The sequence below is a fragment of the Huintestinicola butyrica genome, assembly GCF_025567215.1.
Lineage (GTDB): Bacteria > Bacillota > Clostridia > Oscillospirales > Ruminococcaceae > Huintestinicola > Huintestinicola butyrica.
Window position 1 is genome coordinate 57,796 of sequence record NZ_JAOQKB010000001.1, and the last position, 25,442, is coordinate 83,237.

A 25,442-nucleotide genomic window follows, 5' to 3' on the forward strand; every position below is an offset into this window, starting at 1 on the left:
TTACCTTGCTCTTATTTGTGCAGGCATTTCCATTTGTCCGTTGTTTGCTGTCCGTTGCCCGCTTTTGGGCAAATAAAAATCGCCCCGCATTTCTGCGGGGCGAAAATATTATCAGCTGTTTTTCGGTATTAGTACATACCGCCCATGCCGCCCATTCCTGCGCCTGCGGGAGCAGCGGGGGTCTCTTCCTTGATATCAGCAACGAGAGACTCGGTTGTGAGTACCATTGCTGCTACGGAAGCTGCATTCTGGAGTGCGGAACGTGTTACCTTGGTAGGATCAACGATACCGGCGGGGATCATATCAACATAAGTCTCATTGTAAGCATCAAAGCCGTAGCCGACCTTTCTGGAACGAATGATCTTGTCGATGATAACGGAGCCTTCAAGACCTGCGTTCTTAGCGATCTGACGAACAGGCTCTTCAAGTGCCTTGAGTACGATCTGAGCACCTGTCTTTTCATCACCCTGGAGAGAAGAAGTGAGCTTGGAAACTGCGGGCATTGCGTTGATAAGTGCTGTTCCGCCGCCTGCTACGATACCCTCTTCAACTGCTGCCTTGGTAGCTGCAAGAGCGTCCTCGATACGGAGCTTCTTTTCCTTCATCTCGACCTCGGTAGCTGCGCCGACCTTGATAACTGCTACGCCGCCGGAGAGCTTTGCAAGTCTTTCCTGGAGCTTTTCCTTATCAAATTCGGAAGTAGTGCCCTCGATCTGAGCCTTGATCTGGTTGATTCTGTCCTTGATATCGTCCTTGTTGCCCTGACCGTCAACGATGATGGTGTTTTCCTTGGTGATCTTTACCTGCTTAGCACGGCCGAGCTGTGCTACCTGAGTATCCTTAAGCTCAAGACCGATCTCCTCGGAGATTACCTGACCGCCGGTAAGGATTGCGATATCCTGGAGCATTTCCTTTCTTCTGTCGCCGAAGCCGGGAGCCTTTACTGCAACGCAGGTGAATGTGCCTCTGAGCTTATTGACGATAAGTGTGGAGAGAGCCTCGCCCTCGATATCCTCAGCGATGATAACGAGCTTCTTGCCGCTCTGAACGATCTGCTCGAGGAGGGGAAGAATTTCCTGGATAGAAGAGATCTTCTTATCTGTGATAAGAAGGTATGCGTCGTCGATAACTGCTTCCATCTTATCGGTATCTGTTACCATGTAAGGAGTGATATAGCCTCTGTCGAACTGCATACCTTCAACAACGTCGGAGTATGTCTCGGCAGTCTTGGATTCTTCAATGGTGATAACGCCGTCGGAAGTAACCTTCTCCATAGCCTCAGCAATGAGCTTGCCAACTTCCTCATCAGCGGAAGAAACGGTAGCAACTCTTGCGATATCAGCGGAGCCTTCAACCTCCTTGGAGTTTGCCTTGATAGCATCAACAGCAGCTGCAACAGCCTTGCTCATGCCCTTCTTTACTACCATGGGGTTAGCGCCTGCTGCGATGTTCTTCATACCCTCTCTGATAAGAGCCTGAGCAAGAAGAGTAGCGGTTGTGGTACCGTCGCCTGCTGCATCATTGGTCTTGGTAGCAACTTCCTTAACGAGCTGTGCGCCCATGTTCTCGAAAGCGTTGTCAAGCTCGATCTCCTTGGCGATTGTAACACCGTCGTTTGTGATAAGGGGAGCGCCGAACTTTCTGTCCAGAACTACGTTTCTGCCCTTAGGGCCGAGTGTGATCTTAACTGTATCGGCAAGCTTATCAATACCTGCCTGTAAAGACTTGCGGGCTTCTTCGCCGTAAATAATATCCTTAGCCATTATAATTACCTCCAAAAATTGAAATGGGATTTGTTCAGATCATGCCGATTACTCAACAACTGCGAGAATATCGGACTGACGGAGAATAGTGTACTCCTGACCATCGAGCTTGACCTCGGTGCCTGCGTACTTGGAAGCGAGAACCTTCTGACCAACCTTAAGAGTCATCTTGACCTCATTGCCGTCAACCATTCCGCCGGGGCCAACCTCGACGATTTCAGCGATCTGGGGCTTTTCCTTGGCATTGCCTGTAAGGATGATACCGCTCTTTGTGGTTTCCTCAGCCTCAACCATCTTAATAACAACTCTGTCTGCAAGTGGCTTGATTTTCATTATAAAAAACTCCTTCCTATAATAGCCGCCTACCTTTTTATCGGTTAGCAGTCAATCAATTCATGTGTTAGCACTCTTATTTCTTGAGTGCTAAATATATTTTACCATGTTCTGCGAAAAAATCAAGTGTTTTTATGCAATTACCTGCATTTTCGTCACTATGCACAATCAATGTAGAATAATTCAAAAACTGATTATGCAATTTACATCTGCCCGCAGCTCATGGGGATCTTTTCAGAAAACATGAGGCTGCGCAGAACTGACTGTGCAGCCTCATGCAAAACAAGGTTATCCAACTGTAAGACGCCGTGTCTCAGGCTTGGTTGTCTGAGTCTTGGGGAGGATCATTTCGAGAACGCCGTTCTTATATTCGGCGGAGATATGGTCAGCGTCCACGTCCGAGATGTCAAAGGAACGGCTGAATGAACCGTAGGAGCGTTCACGGCGGATATAATTGCCCTTGTCGTCCTTCTCCTCGTTCTCGGTGCTGTGCTCGGCGCTGACGGTCATATAGCCGTCGGAGATATCAACGGAGATATCCTCTTTATTGAATCCGGGAAGCTCAGACTCAATAATATATCTGTCACCCTCGTCCCTTATATCGGTGCGGCAGCTGTTTTCGGACATATCATCGGAAAAAAGTCCGCCGAAGAAATCCTTGAAGGGGTTGAAGATACTGTTTTCATTGTTTCTGTAATTTGTTAAGCCATACATATAAATTCCTCCATTCGTAGTATATTGCTGTGTGACCTGCTTTAACGGGTCACTGTCATTATATCTACAGCTTAAACATGGAAGTGTCCTCCGTGATGATATATATGATATCAGTTAATGGTAAGCTTCTTGGAAGCGGGAGCCTCAGGCTGCTTCTTGGGGAGCACCATTATCAGGATACCGTTCTTGTAGTCGGCAGTGATCTTGTCGCTGTCGATGCCTGTGATATCAAAGGAACGCTCATATGAGCCGTAAGAACGCTCACGGCGGATATACTTGCCCTCCTTTTTCTCCTCGTTCTCAGCCTTGTGCTCGGCTTTGAGGGTAAGAGAATTGCCGCTGATATCAACTGAGATATCCTCTTTGTTGAAACCGGGAAGCTCGGACTCCATTATGAAGCGGTCTCCCTCGTCCCTGATGTCCGTGCGGCAAGGGTCAGCGGACATATTGTCGAAAAATCCCTTGAAGGGGTCAAAGATATCAAAATCGCCTTTTCTGTAATTAGTTAAACCGTACATATAGATTCCTCCGATCGTTATATATTGTAAGCTGATGTTTATGTTATCAGTTTATTGTAAGCTTTCTTGAAGCGGGAGCCTGAGGCTTCTTCTTGGGAAGCACCATGGTAAGGATACCGTTCTTGTAATCTGCTGTGATGTTTTCGGTATCAATGCCCGCAATATCGAATGTTCTTTCGTAAGAGCCATAGGAGCGCTCACGGCGGATATACTTGCCTTTCTTGCTCTCCTCGGTCTCGGCCTTGTGCTCTGCTTTCAGTGTAAGTGAGTTGCCGTTGAGGTCAACGGTGATATCTTCCTTGTCAAAGCCGGGAAGCTCGGACTCCATGATGAACTTGTCATCGTCCTCTCTGATATCTGTGCGGCAGGCACGAACGCCGCTCTTTGCAAATGCCTTGTCAAAGTCATTGACTGAATCAAAGAAATTTCTTTCAAAAGGTGTTAATCCGTACATATAAAACGCTCCTTTAAAATCTAATTATTATCATTGAGATAAGCATTGCATAGGAACCATCTTCTTTCATCTTTCCTTTGCTCTCTTTCTTATCTCCTTTTGATGTCTATATAATACAGCCCTATTATGATAGAAAAATCACGCTTTTGTGATAGAATGATGAAACTTAGCACTCACGCAAAAAGAGTGCTAACAGATGAGACGTCAGAGTGCTAACAGCAGACAAAAAAATTCCTCGGATCACAGACCCGAGGAAAATATCAGTCGTGGAATTTATGTTCAGCGGTAAATTCTTTCAGCTTCTGATAGCTTTCATCGCTGATAATGTGTTCTATCTTGCAGGCATCGTGAGCGGCTATCTCATGATCTACGCCCAGCACCTTTTCAAAGAACTCGGTTATGATAACATGGCGCTCGTAAATGGATTCAGCCTTTGCCTTGCCCTTTTCGGTAAGCATTATCTGACCGCCTGATTCAACGGTGATGAAGCCATCGTCCTTGAGGATATTCATAGCACGGCTGATGCTTGGCTTTGAGTAATTGAGCTCAGCGGCAATATCCACCGAACGGACAAAGCCTGTTTTTCTGTGAAGGAGAAGTATAGTCTCCAGATAATCTTCGCCCGATTCGTAAATTGGCATATGATCGCTCCCTTAAAAATATAAATTATTTATATTGTAGCATATATTTTCGGGCTTGGCAAGGGGTTTGGAAAAGTTTTGCGGAAATTCGGTGCAGGCGCATATGATATGACGGTTTATATCTGTATCTGTCATAAAATTTTCCCGTTCTTTTCCGCACCTGCTTTTCATATTATTATATGTGAATAATACTAATCACCAATAAAACTATAGACAAAAAAATCATCGCATAATCCATATATGCAAGATTATGCTCGATTTTTGTATAGCTTTTAATTGGTGCTTAGTATAACAAGAAAAAATCGGTCAAGAATAAAACCGTGTCAGAAAATTCTGTAATACTAATCTTCAATCGCTCTATAGGCAAAGCCGAGGATTTGTCTGTAGGTTGATTGAAGATTAGTATAAATGTGAAAGGAATGTAACCTATGAAAAAGATGACCGCTGCCGTATTATCCGCCGCACTGCTGGCTGCCGTGGGTTCGAATGCCTGCGCATATGACAAGTCCCTGCCACTGCCCGATGTGAACACCGAGTTCAAAACATATATGGATTACCGCACCATAACCGATACATCGTCCGCTCAGTACGACCTCCAGCAGCACGCATACACCGACAGTCAAGGCATAAGGCGTGTTGACGGAGATGTGTGCGTTGCCCTTGGCACAGCCTATGCCGACAGCTGCGGGGAGCGGTTTGAGATAACCCTTGATTCGGGCAACTCCTTTACCGCCGTTGTGGGAGACATCAAGGCAGACTGCCACACCGACCCCTCAAACCGCTATGTTGAGCTGTGGGAGGGGCACGGAGACATGGTGGAGTTTATCGTCGAGACCGAAGAGCTTGACGATGACATCAGGCTCATGGGCAGCATCGGCGAATATGATGACTACAGCGGCAGCGTTGTGTCTATTGTAAGGCTTGAGGAATGATATGATGCTCTGCACCGTTTTTGCGGTGCAGGGCTTTATTATTTGTTTCTCGGCTTCACATTACAAAAAATCTCCCTGCACCTTTGTGATGCAGGGAGATCATATTACATATTAAACTTTTCGTATTGCATTGAATATTGCAAATATCGCCACAAATATCAGGTTGTACAGCAGAATATTTGTTACCGTAAGCTCTGCCATTGAATGGAGAAGCACCAGCGTCAGCGTCAGCAGAATACCCAGCAGTATTTCTGCCGCCTGCATTGCTATTCCTGCGGAGATCGTTCCTCTCAGTCGGTTTGCTCCGATTATCAGCTGAGCAAAGGAAGCAAATCTTCCCGAGCAGGCAAGTGTTGCGGGACGCTTTGCTGCATACTCGGTGGTCTGCTCGAAATCTGTGTGAAGTCTGAAAGGTATCAGCCTGAACAGTGCGGGTGTTACTTCAAAAAGCTCTGACAGCCTGTGCACCGAAAGCATGGAATCCACTGAGCGGAGCATTACTGCAATTCCGCTGCGCTCCAGCTCTTTAAGTGCGTTCTTTATCTGGTGCGATGGCATAAGCTCGATTATGAACATTGCCGACAGTTGACCCGATATTGAAAGGTAAACGGCGATCTTGTCCTCGCCCGTATATTCCTTTTCCTTTGCCACTGAGGGGAGACCCTCGATGCTGTGGTTCTGCATAAGCTCTCTGTTTCCGAGGAGCACACGCTTGTTGTTTATCCAGCCGCACAGACCCATTGAATCCTCGTAAATGTAGCTTTCAACGGGGTTGAGCATTTCAGTCTTGCCCACGATTATGTCGTAGAACATATTTTTCAGCACGCTGCCTGCCTGGCTTGTAAGGCTTGCCGCCTCGACAATGGCTTCGTCAATGCTTGTGTCGGGGAAGGACTTTATGTTCCTGAGGATAATGCTTCCGGGAGGGAACAGCTGTGAAGCATCTATCATAATGCTGTTGGTATCGGCAAATTCGTCGATGCTGTCAAAGCCGATGATAGCGCCCTGCTTTGCGTTATACTTTACAGATGCCTTTTCCATCGGCATATTTACCACCAGCATCATTGAGAAGCATGAGCAGATAGATGCGCAGGCTGAGAATGTGGAAAGACCCATGCAGACAGCGCCTATCGTTCCGTGCTCGCTTATGCCCAGCAGTGCCGAGATCATGCCCAGCAGCAGACCTGCGCCTGCGATTATGGGGGAAACTATACGGCAGAACCTGTCGGTGCTGTCGTTGGCGTATGATGTTTTAAGGAAATCGGTGATGACCTCTGTTTTCTGCATTCCCGCAAGAATGGGGAAGTCGGTGAGAGCGCCTCTTGTGAAGTTCTGCGCCTTGTCCTCGTCCTCCACGATAAAGAGGGCATAGCGGTCATTGTCTCCCGAAATGTAGGAGAAGCTGCGCTGTGTTCTGCTGATGATTAGCAGCTTGCCTATGGTGTTGAAGATAAGTGCGCCCACCGCAACGGGGATATAGATGTAAACGAAGCTGCCACGAACCATATTGGAATCCGCCAGGGATACCATTGAGGTCAGCAGTCCCGAAATAAGCGCCATTGCCGAAAGGGTGTCGCAGTCGGCTTTCATGGAAAAGAGCTTTGAAATGCCGCTGGATATGGTCTGCGATGCTACAAATCCCGCAACAACGCCGATAACGCTGTTGATGAACAGGAAAACGTCGGGCTGGCTTCGCTTGTTTATCAGTGTGAATGTTTCAAGTACGGGGAGGTTGAAGTCGTTTGCTATCGCCATATAGGTAGAGGCTATGAAGCAGATGAACAGCACAACCAGTCTGCCTGCCAGACGGCCTTTCTGCTCGGCGATATGCTTTTCAATATCGGGAGCATCTTCAAGGCTCTTGAAGTCGTCTATCTCTTCATTTTCCTTTTCCTCGGCTACCTCCGCCTCGGTGTTTTCCTCTTCGTCGCCCACAAGGACGAAATCCTTTATCTTCTTGCTTCTGCGCTCTTTAAGGGCGCTCATTTTTTCCAGCTCGGTGTCAGCCTTGCTGCGGCTTATCTGGGCTGTGTCCTGAATGAGCTTGTCCGAAAGGTCAAGGTCGATATCGGATATCTTCTTTCTTTCAATAGCTGAGGGATTGTTCTGATGCTTTATCTTCTTGCTCTCTTCCAGCAGCTCGGAGCCTTCGCCGTCCGACTCTTCCTTGGCAAGGAGCTTGTTGAAGATGTCGGTAAAGCCCTTGAGATGCGATGTATCGCTTCGTGCCAGCGTCTTGGGACGCTCGGGCTTTTCGTACTGGCTCAGGATACTGTCAAGGCCGTTATCATCGGCATATTTGTCGAATGGGTCACGCTCACGGACAGCCTTCTTGGGAGTTACCTTTTCGGGCTTGACCTTATTGTGTTCACGCTTTGGCTCGGCAGAGGCATATTTTTCCTCGTACTCGTCCTGACGCTCCATCTTTTCCGAAAGGCTCATGCCCTCGGGCTGTTCGATCTCAAAGGGGATCTCACGCTTTTCACGTTTGGGGATAAGGTCGGTGTCCGTCAGCAGAGGAGAAGAACCGTATTTCTTGTCAAAATCATCCTCTTCCTCGTCGTAGATATCCCTCAGGCCCTTTATGCCCTCTGTGATATCAACGTCAAAACGCTTTTTGACGGGCTTTACCTTGGTTTTCTTCGTCTTTTTCTCGGCAGCTTCCTTTTCCTCACGCTCCGCCCGCAGCTCTGCGTCGGTTTTCAGCTCATCGGGCATATACTTGCGGTCATAGTCGCCGCTCATTATCTCATATTTTATCTGCTTGTCCTTTTTGATGCGTTCCTCTTCGGTAAGCTGATCCTCGGGAATGTCATGCACCGACTTGGGACGGCTGTTGCGTATCTCCTCGGGAGAGGGATAATCCTGCTCCAGCGAGATATTTATGCCGCTGAGACTGATATCGTTAGTGGGGTTTCTGCTGTCAAATATCTCCGCAAGACCCGAATCCTCGTAATTCTTTGTGGCGGGATAGCTGCTCAGAATATCGTCCAGAGCGGCTTCATCGGGAGATTCACCGTCTGACGGATATTCGCTCAGTATATCTTCAAGAGAAAATTTATTTTCAGCCAATATCTATTTCCTCCTTGCATACAATTTCAAGACTTATCACTTTACAGCCGCTCTCTGTCTTACAGCCTCATACATGAATATGCCTGCTGCAACGGAAGCGTTGAGGGAGGTGATCTTTCCGTACATGGGGAGCTTTACAAGGAAATCGCATTTGTCACGGATAAGCCTGCCCATGCCGAAGCCCTCGGAGCCTATTACCAGACCGATAGGTCCTGTAAAGGAGGTGTCGGAGTAGTTTTCGCCGCTGGCATCTGTGCCGTATATCCAAATGCCGTTCTTTTTCAGCTCGTCAATGGCAGCGCCAAGATTTGCCACCCTTGCAACGGGGAGCCAGCTTGCCGCACCTGCGGAGGTCTTGAAAACAGTGGCATTCAGCGATGCGCTTCTGCGCTTGGGGATTATGATGCCGTCAGCGCCTGCAGCCTCGGCTGTACGGATTATTGCGCCAAGATTGTGGGGGTCTTCTATCTCATCGCATATGATGATGAAAGGCGCAGTGCCTTTCTTTTTTGAAATAGCCAGAATATCCTCTACGGAAACATATTCCGCACAGGCACCCGAAGCGATTATTCCCTGATGGGAAGCGCCGCCGCACATCTGAGTAAGCTTCTGATCGCTTACGTTCTTGATGACGATGCCACGCTCACGGGCAATTCTGGTAATGGCACCGATGCTGCCTCCTGCATTTTCGTTTACATAAATAGTATCGAGCGCCTTGCCTGATTTAAGTGCTTCCATAACGGGATTTCTGCCGACGATGAGACCTGTTACCTCGTCGCTGTCAGCAAAATCCGCAGGTCTTTCATCACGGTCATAGTCGCTGCGCTCGTTGCGGGGAGAACCGCCGTAGGGACGCTTATGATCGCCCTTGGGCTTTCCGTATCCGCCGAAGCTCTTTTTCCTGTCTTTATCAAAACGCTGCTGCGCCATAATTATCTCCAATCCGTCCTTATCCTGCGTGTGCGGTAAGGACAAGTAATTTCATTTGAGCATAAATAGCTATACTAATATATTATACAACATAATATCCGCTTTTGCAATAGCTATATCTACAAAATTCGATATGTTTTAACAAATGAATATCTATATCAGCGAAAACGTGATATGAAAAAATTTTCGTTTGACCTTGCAAAATCCTTCCGATATGGTATAATAAAGTAAATGTTTATTTTGTGAGGATAATTTTATGGATAATAACTTTAAAGCATCTACCGCATTCGGCACGGCGGATATTTTGCTTCCTGCCGAAAATACGGATATGTCCAAGTGGGCAGTTGTTGCCTGCGACCAGTTCACCTCCCAGCCCGAATACTGGAAGGACGCTGCACGCATTGCAGAGGGCGCTCCCTCCGCCCTTGACCTTATTCTTCCCGAAGCATATCTTGAAAGCCCCGATTCGGAGCAGATGATATCCGATATCAGAAAGAATATGGAAAAATACATCTCCGACGGCATTTTCAAAGAGTATAAGAACGCAATGATATACATTGAGCGCACCGACAGCACAGGCAAGGTTCGCTGCGGTATCGTAGGAGCTGTTGACCTGGAGCAGTACGATTACCGCAAGGGCAGCGGCTCTGCCGTGAGAGCTACCGAAGCTACAGTTGCGGAGAGGATTCCTCCCCGTCTTAAAGTCCGCAGAGGTGCGCCCCTGGAGCTTCCCCACATTATGATACTTATTGACGATCCCCAAAAGACCGTCATTGAAAAGGTGAGCGCAAAGAAAGCTTCCCTCAAAAAGCTTTATGACTTTACGCTTATGAAAAACGGCGGCAGCATAAAGGGCTATCTTATGGACGGTGAAACTGTTGCCGAGACAGATTCTGCTCTTGCGGCTCTGGGGAACAGCGAGGAGTTCGAGAAAAAGTACGGCAAGGGCACTCCCGTTCTGCTGTATGCAATGGGCGACGGAAACCATTCCCTTGCCACTGCCAAGGAATATTACGAGGAGCTGAAGCGAGAAAATCCCGATAAGGACTTTTCAAACCACCCTGCCCGCTATGCACTGGCGGAGATAGTAAATCTCCACAGCGACGCTCTGGAGTTTGAGGCTATCCACCGCATTATCGAGGGTGTTGACACCGATGATATGCTTGCTGAGATGACTGACGAACTGGGTCTTTCCGAAAACGGAACGGCTTCTCAGAGCTTTGTATGGGTATGCGGAAGCACCGAAAAGAAATATTACATCACCAAGCCCACTTCTAACCTTACCGTTGGCAGCGTGCAGAATTTCATAGACAAGTACCTTTCCGCAAAGGGCGGCAAGGTAGATTATATCCACGGCGCCGATATTGTAAGGCAGCTTGCCTTCAAAAAGGGCTGCGCAGGCGTGCTGCTCCCCGATATGGGCAAGGACGAGCTTTTCCCCACAGTCATCAAGGACGGCGCACTGCGCAGAAAGACCTTCTCCATGGGTCATGCGGAGGATAAGCGCTATTATGTGGAAGCAAGAAAGATAAAATAAGAGGGTAATGAAATGATTAACTACAGAAAAGCAAAGCCCGCAGATATCCCTACTCTTATTCAGATGAGACTGGGATATATGCACGAGACCCACACCGACCTTGAAGAGCCTGTTTTTGAAACCATTGCCGATAAGACCAAGGGCTATTTTCAGGAGCATCTTAACCGTGACTGTGTGGTATATCTTGCGGAGGAGGACGGCAAAGCCGCAGGCTGCGTGTTCTTCCTGCTGATAAACAAGCCTGCCAGTCCGCTGTTCATCACAGGCAAGACAGGTACGCTGATGAACGTTTACACTCTCCCCGAATACAGGAGACGTGGCATAGGCAAGAAGCTTGTGAGCATGGCAATAGAGGACGGCAAGGCGTGGGATCTTTCCTACATCGAGCTGAGAGCCACAAAGTGCGGATATCCCTTGTACAAGCAGCTTGACTTTATTGAGGACAAGTCAATTTATATGTCCATGAAGCTGAGCTTTACGGAAGAATAACAAAACGGGAACCTTTTCAGCAAAAGGTTCCCGTTTTGTTTGTTAAGGAGAAGATTGAAGATATATAAAGATGTATGGGATAAGCGGTATTTTAAACGGCTGCACGCTCCATTTTGTAGCCCACGCCGAAAACTACCTTGATGTAGCTGGGATTGTGGGGGTCAGGCTCTATCTTGCTGCGTATGCGCCTGATGTGCTCCACTACGGTCTTGCGGACTGAGTAGGGATTTTCACGCCATACACGGCGGTAGATATCGTCAACTGTGCATACATCGCCGCAGTTTTCCATAAGGTACTCGACGATGCCGTACTCAATGGCTGTGAGCTTGACGGGATTTCCGCCCGAGAACACCTCACGTCTCCTGCGGTCAACGGATATTGCGCCGTTTACGAGGGTGTCTGTGCCGCCTGCCGCAAGAAAGCTCCTGCTCTCGGCGGATTCGCCCAGATATCTTCTGAGCATGGATATAACACGGGCTTTGAACTCGTACTTGCCGAAATCATCTGCGTCCATGCAGGCATCTGCGCCCTTGGCGAGAGCCATTGTCCTGTATATCTCGTCGCAGCTGTCGGAAACGGTGAGCAGCGGGATATCGGAAATTTTTCTCACATTGCCTATAATATCAAAAGAGGGGGCGGCAAGTCCGCCGTCACGCACTATCATCATGTGCCAGCTGCCGTTGGGGCAAAGCTCTCTGAGCTTTTTGTCGCCGCAGTCTGTGGTGTAAACGTTGATCTCCTCTCTCATAAGGAGCTTTGCGATATCATCAGTTTCGGAAGCGTTTGCTCCCGTGTATGTAAGGATAACATTTGGGCGGCTTTCGATATTCGTAATGCCGCTTTTTGCTGCCAGTATGTTGTTAAGTGACATAAGCTTTCCTCCTGTTCGTTTTATCAGAAATTTTGAGAATGATCTTCCTGCGCTTTTCATGCGCTTCTGATATATAAACGATTCAGAGGGGCAAAAAATTTCACTGATTTCTTTAGATTTACAAAAAGTTCATATATGCTGTATGAATCAACATATATGAACCTGATATAATGTGTGTGATTTGTGCATATTTACAATAAAAGCCTTTGCGCTGCATGAGCACAAAGGCTTGGTTTATTCGTCCTTATCCTGCACGGCGTTTATCTCGTCCTCGCACTGCTTTACCTGATTGAAAAGCGATGAGGCGTGTTCGGGATATGTTCCTGTGAGGGTGTTTGTGGTGATAGGCGTGCTTTGCATCTCGCCGCTTACGGCAATAGCTTCGGCACGGGCTTTTTTCAGTTCCATTGCGGAGAGGGTGAAACCGTCTGCGGCAGGTGAGCTGAGGGTAAAGAACCTGCGGTCGTTCTTGGGATTGGCGGAGAATATCACACGGAATATCCTATATACCGCAAGGCTCAGATAGCTGCGGACAGCCTTTTCCAGTTTTCCTCCGTCCTTTTCGGACACCATGGAGAATATGAGCTTCTGGGAATCCAGCAGCATTTTCTGCTCCTCGGTGAGCTTGTCCTTATCCTCTCCCGAAGCAGCGGGAGCTTCCTTTGCGGCCTTGCCCATAGGCTCGGCACATCTTCCGAGAAGATAATCGCAGGATACATTATAATAATCGGCAGTCTTGACCAGAAAATCAAGTCCGCACTCTCTTATACCCTTTTCATAATGGGAAAGCAGAGCCTGAGAAACGCCCAGATCGGTAGCGGCCTGCTTTTGACTTATGTTGCGCTCTTTGCGCAAAAGGGTAATTATACGGGGAAAATCCGTATTCACAAAAGCACCTCCGACCGTTATAGTTTACACAGATGTGTCTATAGGCATACTCTACATACTGTAAATTATATAACATAACGTACAATTTGTAAAGAGCTATTTCGGCAAAATGCCATAGAAAAATGTAACTTTTTTATGAATTGCTGTAATTGCTGAAAATCTGCGCAAAAAAATGAAAAATTTCCCTGTTATGAGTTGTTTTATTATCAGAGAATGATTTCTGATCAGTTGCCTTTGGCAGAAAGGAATGTACTATATGAAAAGACATACTGTTATTGGAGCAATAGCTCTTATAATTGTTTTGACCGCTTGCGGAGCATTTACCGCCTGCGGTACAAATGACATGGCAGTTTCCGGGCAGGGCGTTACGGAGCAGACAGCCGAGGCTTCCGATATCACTCAGGCGGAGACTGTCGCAAGCGACGCTGCCGAAACATCAGCCGCTGTTTCAGCGCCTGATGAGGAAGAAAATGCCGGCGAAATCGCTGACAGCGCCGGTACCACTGACATCGCTGAAACCGAATTGGCGGAGGAGGCTGAAAATGAAGAAGCCTCTCCCGAAGCTGCGGAAGAGGCTGACGGTGAAGTTCAGAAGGCTGACGGCGGCTATATCGGTATCCCCGCAGACAGCACCGCAGATGGGGATATCATTTCCATATCCGTGGGCAGCGATTACCTTGACTGCTCAGTAAAGTACGGAAATGTTAAATTCCTTGAAGATGAATCCACCTCCGACACCCTTTATTTTCAGGGCGTAAGCGCAGGCAAGGACAACATCGTCATTTCCGAAAACGGCAGCGACGGAGTTATCTTCCGTGAGTATGCGGTCATCGTCAATGACGACCTTACCGTAGATCTGTACCCCGAAAGCAACGGTATCGCACTGCTTGACGGCGGATACGGCATCAACTACTAATCGCCGTCGTAGAATACCCTGTATTTCTTTTCCGAGTGGGAATAGGTGCTCATTACCAGCCCTATGCCGATGTACATGGTGAGGACTGAGGTCCCGCCCTGGCTCAGCAGGGGCAGGGGAACGCCTATAACTGGTGTAAGTCCGAAAACCATTCCCAGATTTAGAATGCAGTGGGTGGAGAACATGGCGTATATTCCCACGCAGATGTATTTGCCCAGATCGTCCTTGGCAATTTTCGAGTCTGCCATTATTTTAAGGCACACATAGGTCAGCACGGCGATAACGGCGATACAGCCTATAAACCCGAAGCACTGACCCACGTAGGTGAAGATAAAGTCGTTGGCGGCCTCGGGCACTTTAAGATAGTCGCCGCCGAAAAGCCCCTTGCCGAATATCTGACCCGAGCCGAGAGCGGTCTTGCTCACACGCTGGTGATAGCCAATGCCCTGAGGGTCAAGCTCGTCATCGAAAAGAACAAGAAAGCGCATTTTCTGATAGGGCTGCATCACCTTTACCCACACGAACCACAGTGCAAAGGGCAGAGCCACAATGCAGGGCAGGATATATTTCCATGAGATGCCTGCGGAAAACATCATTATCACGAATATCATGGCAAAAACGCAGGCTGTTCCGTCGTCTCCCTGCAAAATTACCAGCAGAATGGGTATGGAGACGTGTGCGCACAGCAGGAGAACATTGGAGAACCTGTTTATTTTGTCTCCCACCTTGGAAAGGTGCAGGGCAAAAGTGGTTATAAAGGCGACTTTGAGCAGCTCCGAGGGCTGCAGGGTCATAAAGCCGAGGTCGAGCCACGCCCTGTTCCCCGAGACCTCGATGCCCATGCCCGTGAATACCAGCATGGTCAGTATTATTGCCAGCGGGGCATATATCACCCACAGCTTGATTATCTTGTTGTAGTCCACGGCGGAAAGTATAAGGGCTGCGATCCAGCCGGCTATGACTGCGGCTGCCTGAGTCTTGTAGAGCGATGAGCTTACGCTGATGGTGGCAGCTCCGTTCACTACTATTGAATAAAGAAGCACAAGGCTGAAAACGGACAGCGCCGCAACAGTGATGAACAGCAGCTTATCCAGCTTCCTGAAATACTGCCAGATGTATTTGAAAACGGTTTTCATATTCTGATTTCCTTATGTTGATATGATTTTTACGATATTACTATTATAACACGCCGCAGGTGCATATTTCAACAAAAATTTCCGTGTCAATTTGACTACAGATTTATTACACTGCTGCGGCCGCTTATATATGACGTGCGTTCACAAAAAATTTATTTTTATAATCAGCTCCGACCCCTTGACAAAAGAGTGCGGGGCTGATATAATGTAAAGGTCGTGAACTTTACAAAGGCTTGCGCCTTTACAGCTTATAGTGAGGTGTGTGCTTTGAACAGCGGAAAAAATCTTAAAGTGGCATTGCTGCTGGATTATTATTCTGCCATGCTTACCGATAAGCAGAGAGATCTCATTGATCTTTATTATAATGAGGACCTTTCTCTGGCGGAGATAGCCGAGCACGAAAGCATCACAAGGCAGGGCGTAAGGGACGGCATAAAGCGTGGAGAGCAGACCTTGTTCGAGCTGGAAGAGGCTCTGGGCCTTGCTGAAAAATCGGAAAAGCTTATGAAAATTGCGGAGGAGCTTGAAAGTAAAGCCGATGAATACGGCGTTCCCGAGCTGAAAAACACCGCAGATAAGATAAAAAACATTCTATAACTTGCAACAGGAGGGTTTGCCGTGGCGTTCGAGGGACTTTCTGAAAAATTAAACGCAGTATTCAAACGCCTGAAGGGCAGGGGCGTTCTCACCGAGGCTGACGTTAAGGAAGCTATGCGTGAGGTCAAAATGGCTCTGCTTGAGGCTGACGTAAGCTACAAGGTCGTTAAGGACTTTATCGGTAAGGTTACCGAAAGAGCTGTGGGAACTGATGTTCTTGCAAGTCTCACACCTGCACAGCAGGTAATAAAAATAGTTAACGAAGAGCTTATCGCTCTCATGGGCAACGAAAATGCCCGCATAAATTACCCCAGCAAGCCTCCCTGCATCATTATGATGGTAGGTCTCCAGGGCTCGGGTAAAACAACTCATGCCGCAAAGCTTGCCAAGTATTTCAAGGATCAGGGCAAGCGTCCATTGCTTGCAGCCTGCGACGTTTACCGTCCCGCAGCTATCAATCAGCTGCAGGTTGTGGGAGAAAAGGCTGGAGTAAAGGTCTTTGAGATGGGTCAGATAAATCCTGTGACCATCGCAAAGGAAGCTGTAAAGCACGCAGCTGACCACGGCAACGAGGTGGTTATCCTCGATACCGCAGGTCGTCTCCATATAGACGAGCAGCTCATGGATGAGCTGAAAAGCATCAAGGAGGAGACGAATCCTCACGAGATAATGCTGGTAGTCGATGCGATGACAGGTCAGGACGCTGTAAATGTTGCAAAGGCGTTTGATGATGCTTTGGGCATCACAGGCGTGCTTATGTCCAAGCTTGATTCGGATACCAGAGGCGGTGCGGCGCTTTCCGTACTGGCTGTAACAGGTAAGCCTATCAAGTTCGTAGGTACAGGCGAAAAGCTTGACGATTTCGAGCAGTTCCACCCTCAGAGAATGGCTTCACGTATCCTGGGAATGGGCGATATGCTCACACTTATAGAAAGAGCTCAGAGCACCATTGATGAGGACGAGGCTCAGAGACTTGCCAACAAGCTGAAAGAGGAAAAGGGCTTCGATATGAACGACCTCCTCGAGCAGATGAAGCAGATCAAGAAGATGGGCCCCATCAAGCAGATCGTGGGAATGCTCCCCGGTGTGGGCGATAAGCTCAAAGATGTGGATATCGACGACAGGCAGCTCCTCAGAATAGAGGCTATGATAACCTCCATGACCCCTGCGGAGAGGGCAAAGCCCTCCATCATCAACCCCAACCGCAAGAAGCGTATCGCAGCAGGAAGCGGAAATACCGTTGCCGATGTGAACAGGCTTCTCAGGCAGTTTGAGGAAATGCAGAAGATGATGAAGCAGCTGGGCGTTATGGGCAAAAACGGCAAGGGCAAGAAGAACAGACTGAGAATGCCCGGAATGTTCCGCTAAGCTTTCAATGTGTTTTTAACACTTTGATATAAAAACTTTTTAAATTTTTCGAGAGGTGAAAGAAATGGCAGTTAAAATCAGACTCAGAAGAATGGGCGCTACCAAGAACCCTTTCTACAGAATCGTTGTTGCTGACTCCAGATATCCCAGAGACGGCAGATTCATCGAAGAGATCGGTTACTATGATTCCACAACCGAGCCCAGCACCGTAAAGGTTGATGCTGAAAAGGCTAAGCAGTGGATGGCAAACGGCGCACAGCCTACCGAGACCGTTAAGAAGCTTTTTGAGAAGAACGGTATCACCAAGTAATTGCGCTCTTAAAGTCAGATAATCGTGACACCTCGGCGAGAGGTGTCCGAATATACTGATGCTAAAATGAAAATTATTCTATTTGATATATAATGTTTTGTTTATACGAGCAAATATTGTCTGATAAGTCAGACATGAGAAAGGATGAGCTTGCTGATGGAAAAGCTTCTTATTGCTATTGCGTCAGGTCTGGTCGAGGATAAGTCTGCCGTTAAGGTTGACCGTGACGAGCCCAATGACGAAGGCGTAGTTGTTTATCATCTCCATGTTGCTCCCGATGATATGGGCAGAGTGATCGGTAAGCAGGGAAAGATCGCCAAGGCGATCAGAACTGTAATGCGTGCAGGCGCAGGCAGGATCAACGAAAAGATCATGGTTGAGATAGACTGACATTTGCTTTATGGAAATGTGTTCATTATCGGCATAACTAATATAGTTCTGCCGATTTTTTTATGAAAGGATGTAAAGGTTGAAAAGATATCTTGAAATAGGCAAGATAGTTGCCGTTCAGGGACTTAAGGGCGAAGTGAGAGTGGAGCCGTGGTGCGATAGTCCCGAATTTCTCTGCGAGTTTGATACCTTGTATTTCGGCAAGGAGAAAACTCCCGTTGAAATTGTCCGTTCACGTCCGCATAAAAATATCGTGCTTATGAAGATCGAGGGTATAGATACTCCCGAACAGGCGCAAACTCTCAGAGGAAGAGTGCTTTACATGGACAGGAACGATGTGGAGCTTGAAGAGGGCACATATTTCGTTCAGGACCTTATCGGACTGGAAGTGTCCGACGCTGACAGCGGAGAGGTCTATGGCACTCTTACAAACGTCACCGCCACAGGCGCAAACGACGTTTACCAGATAAAGAACGGGGACAAGGAATATCTTATCCCTGCAATTCCCGATGTAGTCGTAAAGACCGATATCGAGGGCGGAAAAATGCTTATCCGTCCCATTGAGGGACTTTTCGACTGATCGGATATCCCTTTGAGGGAGAAGGACAGGTCATATGATTGATTTTCCCGCTTGTGCCGTGGGCACATGGGCTTGGGGCAGAGGAATGCTTGGCTCAAAAATGATTTTCGGACAGAAAAATGACAGCGAGACCTTGAGACAGACTTTCAGGACTGCGTGTGATCTGGGCTTTACCCTCTGGGATACTGCCGAGGTCTATGGCATGGGAGAATCGGAAAAAATACTGTCCCGATGCGTTGCCGAGGCAAGGGCTGAGGGCAGAGACATAATGATATCCACAAAGCATATGCCCAAAAAGAAATATACCGACGGTTCAGTTAGGAAAGCACTGGAGGGAAGTTTATCCCGTATGGGCATCGACTGCGCAGATATTTACTGGCTCCATCTGCCAAACAATACCGAGCAGAATATGCGTGAATTTGCGCAGCTCATGCGTGAGGGAAAAATAAGGGCGGCAGGCGTTTCAAATCATGAGCCGGAGCAGATAAAGCTTGCCGACAGGGTGCTCCGTGAGGAGGGCTTTGAGCTGGCTGCCGTGCAGAACCATTTCAGTCTGATACGCAACGATGCGGAGCAGCAGCGTATAATAGAATGGTGCCATGAAAATAACAAGACGTACTTTTCCTATATGGTGCTGGAGCAGGGGGCTCTGGGCGGCAAATATGACGATGAGCACAAATTCCCCGTCATGTCATTGCGTGGCATCGAATATAACGGCAAGCTGAAAAAGCTCCGTCCGCTTATTGACCTGCTGAGGGAGCTTGGCAAAAAATACGGCGTTGCTCCTGCGCAGATATCCGTTGCATGGGCGGTGTCCAAGGGTACGGTGCCTATAGTCGGACTTACAAAGCCAAAGTATGCCGAGGAGCTTGCCGGAGGCGCAGTGCTGAAGCTTGCCGATGATGAGATATCACAGCTTGAAAGGCTTGCCGACAGCTTCGGCATCGTAAGCAAGGGCGTATGGGAACCCAAAGTTGAAAGGAAATGATCTTTTGCGAATTGATATTGCCACGCTTTTTCCCGATATGTGCGAGGCTGTGCTGGGGGAGAGCATTATCGGCAGGGCACGCAAGGCGGGTAAGATAGAGCTGCACTGCCACCAGATACGTGACTATACCCTTGATAAGCACAACCGTGTAGATGATTCACCCTACGGCGGCGGAATGGGCATGGTAATGCAGGCGGAGCCTATCTACAGGTGCTTCAATATAGTTACCGAGGGCTTTACCGAGAGACCGCATGTTATATATATGTCCCCAAAGGGAAGCGTTTTTACCCAGCAGAAAGCAGTGGAGCTTTCAAAGCGGGAGAATATTTTCGTTATCTGCGGGCATTATGAGGGTGTGGACCAGCGGCTGCTCGACAAGATAGTCGATGAGGAGATATCCATAGGCGACTATGTGCTTACAGGCGGCGAGCTGCCTGCCATGGTAATGTGCGACGCTATTGCCAGAATGTGCCCCGGAGTGCTTGCTTCCGACGAGTGCTTTACCGAGGAGAGCCACTTTGACGGCCTGCTGGAATATCCCCACTACACCCGTCCCGAGGTGTGGGAGGGAATGGAAGTTCCCCCCGTTCTGCTTACGGGTCACCACAAGAATATTGCGGCGTGGAGGCATGAGCAGGCGCTTAAAATAACTGCCGAAAGGCGTCCCGATATGCTGGAAAAGCTTGGAAAATAATGTGAAGATGTTCTTAAAAAGTTAATATATAAATATACTGTTATAATACGCAGGAAATTCAGTGAACAAATTCCTGTTGATTTGCATATAAAACACTGTTGAAAATTGTACATCACTCATAAAATTAGTGAAAAGTAACAAATTGGAAACCTAAAAAATAGGCTATGTAATTCAAAAAGCAGAATTTACACCTATGAGAACATTTAATCATAAATTTGTGTTGACTAAGCTCCGATTGCATTGTATAATTTAATTATTAGCTAAATCTCAAAACTGTATTGATAAAGCTACTTACGAATAGGAGAGAGTATTATGTTTGTTAAAGATGTAATGGTTCAGAATCAGGTTGGTTTGCATGCACGCCCCGCTACATTTTTTATCCAGAAAGCAAACGAATTCAAGTCCTCTATCTGGATCGAAAAGGAAGAGAGAAGAGTAAATGCAAAGAGCCTTCTCGGTATCCTCTCACTTGGTATTGTCGGCGGTACACAGATCAGAATTATTGCTGACGGCGCTGACGAGCAGGAAGCTGTAACAGCACTTACCGAGCTCGTTGACAGCGGTTTTGCTGAGGAATCCAGATAATCGAAGCTTTTGTAATTTTAGGAGTGTGTTCGCTGAACATGCTCCTTTTGTTTTTCTGCCCGTTTTATTCTTTTGTGCAATATTTTACAGTGAATATGACAAACTACATTTTTTTTGTGATTTTCACCAAAGTTCATAAAAAATTAACACAAAAAGCCGCACAGTATGATAAAATTAAACTATATAAGATTGTTTCAGCGGCAGGAGCTGTCTTCCAAGCCTGCGTAATGTCTGCCGAATAGATCTTCGTATCGGATCCTGCGCATGGCTCATGGCGAAACATGGGTTTGCAGGCGTTTATTCGGCGTATTATAGGATCAGGATTTCATGTGAAAGGATGACCAAACTAATGTCAAACAGACTTTTTCAGGGTTTAATACATCAGATGAGAGATACTATGGACTGTGTTATCGGCGTTGTTGATTCCACAGCTACCATTATCGCCTGCAGCGAGCTTACAAAGATCGGCACAACAAACGAGTTCGTTTCTCTTGACCTCAGCGATTCCCATGATATATTTGTAAGGGACGGTTACACCTACAAGCCTTTCGGCTCACATATAAAGCCCGATTATGCTGTTTTTGTTGAGGGCACCGATGATAATGCGGCAAAGTACGCAAATATCATGGCTATCACCCTTTCAAGCATCAAGCAGTATTACGATGAAAAGTATGACAGGAACAATTTTATAAAGAATGTTGTCCTCGATAACGTGCTTCCCGGAGATATCGTTGTCAAGGCAAGAGAGCTTCACTTCAATTCCGACGTGAGCAGAGTTGTTTTTCTTATCAGGATCATCTCCGCAAACGACGTTTCCGCTTACGATGTTATCCAGAACCTGTTCCCCGACAAGACCAAGGATTTCGTTTTCAACATTACCGAGAGCGATATCGTGCTTGTCAAGGAAATAAAGAACAATGTTGAGTCCAAGGATCTGGAAAAGCTGGCACGTTCCATCTCCGATACACTTTCGGGCGAGTTCTATACAAGAGTAAATGTGGGCATCGGTACTGCTGTTGTTGGCATCAAGGATCTGGCACGTTCCTTTAAGGAAGCTCAGATAGCTCTTGAAGTCGGCAAGGTGTTCGATACCGATAAGGTCATCGTTTCCTATGATAACCTTGGTATCGCAAGACTTATCTATCACCTTCCCACTACCCTCTGCGAGACATTTTTACAGGAAGTGTTCAAGAAGGGCTCTATCGAGTCTCTCGACCACGAAACACTCTTCACCATTCAGAAGTTCTTTGAGAACAACCTGAACGTTTCCGAGACCTCACGTAAGCTGTTCGTTCACAGGAATACTCTGGTTTACCGTCTCGAAAAGATCAAGAAGCTCACAGGTCTGGATCTTCGTGAATTTGACCACGCTATCATCTTCAAGATAGCTCTTATGGTAAAGAAATACCTTTCTGCCAACCCCACAAAGTTCTGATAAGGGTGCGGCGAACAAAGCGGCAAAAAGATAAATATAAGCTGCTGAGGGAAAAAGAGATAAAAGCGGATAATCCGCATAAGGGGCAGTGGGAACACTACTGCCCTTTTGATGTCTGTATTATTTAGGCGGTGAAAAGTACATTGGTTGAACTTAAGAACGTATCGGTGACATATGATAACGGAGTTTCGGCTCTTAAAGACGTGTCCCTTAAAATAAATGACGGCGAGTTTGTTTTCTTCGTGGGAAAAAACGGTGCAGGAAAAAGTACCCTTATCAAGCTGCTTATCAGAGACGTAAAGGCTGACGAGCGTGCAGATCTGGTGCCTGTGGTGCGTGTAAACGGTTTCGACCTGATGAAAATGAAGCAGAGAGAAGTCCCCAAGCTCAGGCAGACCATCGGCTTCGTGTTTCAGGATTACAAGCTTATCGGCAATATGAATGTGTATGACAATATTGCGTTCGTGCTCAGAAGCATTGACGCTCCTACAAGATATATCCGCAAGAGAGTTCCTCAGGTAATAGGTCTGATGGGTCTCCAGAAAAAGGCTAAGTGCTTTCCCAACGAGCTTTCGGGCGGCGAGCAGCAGCGTGTTGCCATTGCAAGAGCGCTGGTGAACAACCCCCAGCTCATTATCGCCGACGAGCCTACAGGAAACCTTGACCCCCGTACCTCCGAGGAGATCGTCAGGATCCTTCACGAGATAAACGAGAGGGGCACCACTGTGCTTATGGTAACTCACCAGCTGGAGCTTGTAAAGGACTTCGGCGGAAGAGTGGTAAAGATCAGTGGCGGCGTTATCGACTACGATGACCATGTGTAATGAAAGGACAGTTCTTCGGGTATGAGAGTAAGCAGCGCAGCCTATCTGTTCAAGCAGGGGCTTAAAAATATGTGGAGCAACAGGATAATGTCCTTTGCCTCCTTTTGTATAATGACGGTGTCGTTGCTGATGGTGGGCTTTGCGGTGATATTTTCCGCAAACATCAACTCCTTTATCAACGATATCGAGGGCAAGAACGAGGTCGTTATCTTCCTTACAGACGATGCTGACGATGACTATATCCAGCAGCTGGGAGATAAGCTCAGAAGTACGCCCAACATTTCAGACGTGACATTTTATTCCAAGGAACAGGCGTTCGAGGATATCAAAAAGGATACTCCGAATGCGGAGGAGATCTTCAGCTACATTGAAACAAGTCCTCTTCCCGATTCCTACAGGATAAAGATAAAAGATATCAGCCAGATGAGCGCAACTCTTATGGCGATAAACAGCTTTGAGCATATCGAAAAGGTAAAGGCTCCATATGACTTTGTAAATGTGCTTACGGGTCTTAAAGCTATAATCACAGTGGTATCTATCATAATAATCGCAGCGCTTATCATAGTAAGCTTCGTTATTATCTCCAATACAACAAGAGCCAGCGTTGACATACGCAAGCGTGAGATATCCATCATGCGCTTCGTTGGTGCAACGAACCTCTTTATCAAGGTACCTTTCTTTGTAGAGGGCCTTACAGTGGGAACACTTGCAGGCATTGTGGCTTCCGTCCTTACATGGGTGGGCTACGACAGCCTTGTAAACCTGCTTTCCTCTGAAACGACACTTTTTGCCGCAATGGGTACAACAGGCTTTATTCCTCTTAACAGATTTATGGTGTATGCAGTGATTGCGTACATTGCCGCAGGCGCACTCATAAGCGCTGTGGGAACAGTCATCAGCACAAGAAAATACGTTAAGGTATAATACTGATCTCAAATCAACAACTACAGAACGATCCGGAATCAGTATAAGATAAAAAGATCACCTTATCGTGGCAGATGTCAGGAAAGGAAATGCAGTAAAAATGAAGAAAAAAACACTCAAGCTGATATTCAATAAGTTCAGCGCATTTGTAACTGCGGGCGTAATGTCGTTTTCCGCAATGGCGGGCTTTACAGCTACAGCCGATTACGAAAGCGATATTGCCGAGCTACAGAGAAAGCAGGAAGCTCTTGCGGAGGAGCGCAAGCAGGTAGAGGCTTCACTCAAGGAGTACGAGGCAAATGCCAATGAGCATGAAAAGTATCTGGAAATATACGACGAGAAAATGAAGATACAGGAGCAGGAGATAGCAAACATCAAGGAGCAGATAAGCATTCTTGATAATGATATCGCCGACCTTGAAGTGAAGATCGCCGACAAGCAGAAGGAAGTAGATGCAGGCATCGAGCAGTTCAAGCAGCGCCTGAGAGTTATGTATATGACAGGCAATGACAGTATTGCTTCCATGCTGGTAGGCTCTACCGATTTCTATGATATCCTTGCACGTACCGAGCTGGTACAGAGGGTATCACGTCACGATAATGACATGATAGATGAGCTTAACAACAAGATATCCGCTCTCAATGCCGATAAGGCAGAGCTGGAGCAGTCAAAGCTTGATGCCGAAAACAAGAAGGCTGAGGCCGAGGGTGTTCTGGCAGACCTCCAGGAGACCTACAAGAACCATGAGGAGACCAAGGCATGGTATGAGGCTCAGGCTGAGGCTGACAGGCAGCGTACCGCAGAGATGGACGCTGAACAGGCTGATTACGAGGAACAGCTCCAGGACTTTATCCGCAAGCAGCAGGAGGAGTTGGAGCGCAAGCGTGAAGAAGAGCGTAAGCGCAAGGAAGAGGAAGAAAGAAAGCGCAGAGAAGAGGAAGAGCGCAAGCGTCAGGAGGAAGAGGAACGCAGACGTCAGGAAGAAGAGCAGAAGCGCCTTGAGGCAGAAGCCAACGGCGAGGAGTATGTCCCCGAAGAGACTGCCGATACTGCCCAGACCGAATCCGTTTCAAGCTCTTATGACGACAGCAGCGAGGACTACGCTCCCGGTACTTCTCAGGGCTTTATCTGGCCCTGCCCCACTGTCCTTAACATGACAGACGGCTATGGCAACAGAACCATTGATGAAGAGGGCGGATCCAGCGATTTCCATAAGGGCATCGACATCACAAAGCCCGGCTGCGCTGGCGAGCCTATCGTTGCAGCTGCATCGGGAACGGTCATCACTGCTTCCAACACAGGCAACGGCTACGGTATCCACGTTGTTATCGACCACGGTGACAAGATCGCCACACTTTACGGACATATGTCCAGCTGCTGCGTTAACGTAGGCGATGAAGTAAAGCAGGGTCAGACCATCGGATACATAGGCTGCACAGGCTACGCATACGGAAACCACTGCCACTTTGAGGTCAGAGTAAACGGACAGCACACAAATCCCCTCAACTATGTAAGCATGAACTGATAGCAGCGTTAAGTGACAAAACTAAAGT

27 protein-coding genes are annotated in these 25,442 nt (G+C 47.5%); 16 read left to right on the top strand and 11 right to left on the bottom strand.

What is annotated here, in order from left to right:
• Nucleotides 1-128: 128 nt before the first annotated feature.
• The 6 genes from groL to OCV68_RS00270 all read right to left on the bottom strand — a co-directional run bounded on the left by groL (nt 129) and on the right by OCV68_RS00270 (nt 4,417).
• On the bottom strand, nt 129-1,763 hold the full coding sequence (gene groL / locus OCV68_RS00245) for a chaperonin GroEL (protein WP_262570034.1): 1,635 nt from the start codon (nt 1,761-1,763) through the stop codon (nt 129-131).
• Nucleotides 1,764-1,811: 48 nt separating this feature from the next.
• The gene (locus tag OCV68_RS00250; protein ID WP_022475574.1) at nt 1,812-2,096 is read right to left on the bottom strand and encodes a co-chaperone GroES; all 285 of its coding nucleotides are present in this window, start codon (nt 2,094-2,096) and stop codon (nt 1,812-1,814) included.
• 288 nt (nt 2,097-2,384) lie between these two features.
• Nucleotides 2,385-2,810, bottom strand: coding sequence for an Hsp20/alpha crystallin family protein (locus OCV68_RS00255; protein WP_262570036.1), 426 nt, complete (start codon nt 2,808-2,810; stop codon nt 2,385-2,387).
• 110 nt (nt 2,811-2,920) lie between these two features.
• Entirely contained in the window at nt 2,921-3,328 is a 408-nt protein-coding gene (locus OCV68_RS00260; protein ID WP_022475576.1) for an Hsp20/alpha crystallin family protein, read from the bottom strand.
• Nucleotides 3,329-3,374: 46 nt separating this feature from the next.
• Complete coding sequence (locus tag OCV68_RS00265; protein WP_022475577.1) at nt 3,375-3,782, bottom strand: Hsp20/alpha crystallin family protein; 408 nt, start codon at nt 3,780-3,782, stop codon at nt 3,375-3,377.
• 260 nt (nt 3,783-4,042) lie between these two features.
• Nucleotides 4,043-4,417 carry a metal-dependent transcriptional regulator gene (locus OCV68_RS00270; protein WP_147622519.1) on the bottom strand — a complete coding sequence of 125 codons (375 nt, stop codon included), beginning with the start codon at nt 4,415-4,417 and terminating at the stop codon, nt 4,043-4,045.
• Between the two features lie 434 nt (nt 4,418-4,851).
• Between OCV68_RS00270 and OCV68_RS00275 the strand changes: the two genes are divergently transcribed.
• On the top strand, nt 4,852-5,355 hold the full coding sequence (locus OCV68_RS00275) for a hypothetical protein (RefSeq protein ID WP_147622439.1): 504 nt from the start codon (nt 4,852-4,854) through the stop codon (nt 5,353-5,355).
• Between the two features lie 111 nt (nt 5,356-5,466).
• Here the strand turns inward: OCV68_RS00275 and OCV68_RS00280 are convergent, their stop codons facing one another.
• Both OCV68_RS00280 and rlmB read right to left on the bottom strand, forming a co-directional pair.
• The gene (locus OCV68_RS00280) at nt 5,467-8,427 is read right to left on the bottom strand and encodes a hypothetical protein (RefSeq protein ID WP_262570038.1); all 2,961 of its coding nucleotides are present in this window, start codon (nt 8,425-8,427) and stop codon (nt 5,467-5,469) included.
• A gap of 36 nt (nt 8,428-8,463) precedes the next feature.
• On the bottom strand, nt 8,464-9,357 hold the full coding sequence (gene rlmB / locus OCV68_RS00285; protein ID WP_262570041.1) for a 23S rRNA (guanosine(2251)-2'-O)-methyltransferase RlmB: 894 nt from the start codon (nt 9,355-9,357) through the stop codon (nt 8,464-8,466).
• Nucleotides 9,358-9,613: 256 nt separating this feature from the next.
• On the opposite strand from rlmB, the gene OCV68_RS00290 reads away from it, so the two are divergent.
• Both OCV68_RS00290 and OCV68_RS00295 read left to right on the top strand, forming a co-directional pair.
• Nucleotides 9,614-10,894, top strand: a complete 1,281-nt coding sequence (locus OCV68_RS00290) for a DUF1015 domain-containing protein (RefSeq protein WP_262570042.1) — start codon at nt 9,614-9,616, stop codon at nt 10,892-10,894.
• Nucleotides 10,895-10,906: 12 nt separating this feature from the next.
• Nucleotides 10,907-11,383: a GNAT family N-acetyltransferase gene (locus OCV68_RS00295; RefSeq protein ID WP_022475584.1), complete on the top strand. Its 477-nt coding sequence runs from the start codon at nt 10,907-10,909 to the stop codon at nt 11,381-11,383.
• Between the two features lie 91 nt (nt 11,384-11,474).
• Here OCV68_RS00295 and OCV68_RS00300 read toward each other — a convergent pair whose 3' ends face one another.
• Together OCV68_RS00300 and OCV68_RS00305 are read right to left on the bottom strand one after the other, a co-directional pair.
• Nucleotides 11,475-12,254 (bottom strand): winged helix-turn-helix transcriptional regulator, encoded by a 780-nt coding sequence (locus tag OCV68_RS00300; protein WP_262570046.1) that lies wholly within the window; start codon nt 12,252-12,254, stop codon nt 11,475-11,477.
• 234 nt (nt 12,255-12,488) lie between these two features.
• Nucleotides 12,489-13,142, bottom strand: a complete 654-nt coding sequence (locus OCV68_RS00305) for a helix-turn-helix domain-containing protein (protein ID WP_262570047.1) — start codon at nt 13,140-13,142, stop codon at nt 12,489-12,491.
• A 256-nt stretch (nt 13,143-13,398) separates the two neighbouring features.
• On the opposite strand from OCV68_RS00305, the gene OCV68_RS00310 reads away from it, so the two are divergent.
• Nucleotides 13,399-14,058: a hypothetical protein gene (locus tag OCV68_RS00310; RefSeq protein WP_262570048.1), complete on the top strand. Its 660-nt coding sequence runs from the start codon at nt 13,399-13,401 to the stop codon at nt 14,056-14,058.
• Here the strand turns inward: OCV68_RS00310 and OCV68_RS00315 are convergent.
• Nucleotides 14,055-15,194, bottom strand: coding sequence for an FtsW/RodA/SpoVE family cell cycle protein (locus OCV68_RS00315; RefSeq protein ID WP_262570049.1), 1,140 nt, complete (start codon nt 15,192-15,194; stop codon nt 14,055-14,057). The genes OCV68_RS00310 and OCV68_RS00315 overlap by 4 nt on opposite strands.
• Before the next feature lie 267 nt (nt 15,195-15,461).
• Between OCV68_RS00315 and ylxM the strand changes: the two genes are divergently transcribed.
• From ylxM to OCV68_RS00375, 12 genes are all read left to right on the top strand, one after another.
• Nucleotides 15,462-15,791, top strand: coding sequence for a YlxM family DNA-binding protein (gene ylxM, locus OCV68_RS00320; protein WP_022475589.1), 330 nt, complete (start codon nt 15,462-15,464; stop codon nt 15,789-15,791).
• A gap of 21 nt (nt 15,792-15,812) precedes the next feature.
• Nucleotides 15,813-17,159: a signal recognition particle protein gene (gene ffh, locus OCV68_RS00325; RefSeq protein WP_022475590.1), complete on the top strand. Its 1,347-nt coding sequence runs from the start codon at nt 15,813-15,815 to the stop codon at nt 17,157-17,159.
• A gap of 64 nt (nt 17,160-17,223) precedes the next feature.
• Nucleotides 17,224-17,469 carry a 30S ribosomal protein S16 gene (gene rpsP / locus OCV68_RS00330; protein WP_022475591.1) on the top strand — a complete coding sequence of 82 codons (246 nt, stop codon included), beginning with the start codon at nt 17,224-17,226 and terminating at the stop codon, nt 17,467-17,469.
• 156 nt (nt 17,470-17,625) lie between these two features.
• Nucleotides 17,626-17,859: a KH domain-containing protein gene (locus OCV68_RS00335; RefSeq protein ID WP_147622431.1), complete on the top strand. Its 234-nt coding sequence runs from the start codon at nt 17,626-17,628 to the stop codon at nt 17,857-17,859.
• Nucleotides 17,860-17,938: 79 nt separating this feature from the next.
• Nucleotides 17,939-18,439 carry a ribosome maturation factor RimM gene (gene rimM / locus OCV68_RS00340; protein ID WP_022475593.1) on the top strand — a complete coding sequence of 167 codons (501 nt, stop codon included), beginning with the start codon at nt 17,939-17,941 and terminating at the stop codon, nt 18,437-18,439.
• A gap of 34 nt (nt 18,440-18,473) precedes the next feature.
• Entirely contained in the window at nt 18,474-19,427 is a 954-nt protein-coding gene (locus tag OCV68_RS00345) for an aldo/keto reductase (RefSeq protein WP_262570053.1), read from the top strand.
• Nucleotides 19,428-19,431: 4 nt separating this feature from the next.
• Nucleotides 19,432-20,121: a tRNA (guanosine(37)-N1)-methyltransferase TrmD gene (trmD, locus tag OCV68_RS00350; protein WP_022475595.1), complete on the top strand. Its 690-nt coding sequence runs from the start codon at nt 19,432-19,434 to the stop codon at nt 20,119-20,121.
• Between the two features lie 312 nt (nt 20,122-20,433).
• On the top strand, nt 20,434-20,706 hold the full coding sequence (locus OCV68_RS00355; protein WP_022475596.1) for an HPr family phosphocarrier protein: 273 nt from the start codon (nt 20,434-20,436) through the stop codon (nt 20,704-20,706).
• 349 nt (nt 20,707-21,055) lie between these two features.
• Nucleotides 21,056-22,141 carry a PucR family transcriptional regulator gene (locus OCV68_RS00360; RefSeq protein ID WP_022475597.1) on the top strand — a complete coding sequence of 362 codons (1,086 nt, stop codon included), beginning with the start codon at nt 21,056-21,058 and terminating at the stop codon, nt 22,139-22,141.
• Nucleotides 22,142-22,284: 143 nt separating this feature from the next.
• Complete coding sequence (locus OCV68_RS00365; protein ID WP_022475598.1) at nt 22,285-22,965, top strand: cell division ATP-binding protein FtsE; 681 nt, start codon at nt 22,285-22,287, stop codon at nt 22,963-22,965.
• Between the two features lie 21 nt (nt 22,966-22,986).
• Entirely contained in the window at nt 22,987-23,889 is a 903-nt protein-coding gene (gene ftsX / locus OCV68_RS00370) for a permease-like cell division protein FtsX (protein ID WP_022475599.1), read from the top strand.
• Nucleotides 23,890-23,989: 100 nt separating this feature from the next.
• Nucleotides 23,990-25,414 carry a murein hydrolase activator EnvC family protein gene (locus OCV68_RS00375; protein WP_022475600.1) on the top strand — a complete coding sequence of 475 codons (1,425 nt, stop codon included), beginning with the start codon at nt 23,990-23,992 and terminating at the stop codon, nt 25,412-25,414.
• Nucleotides 25,415-25,442: the final 28 nt, after the last annotated feature.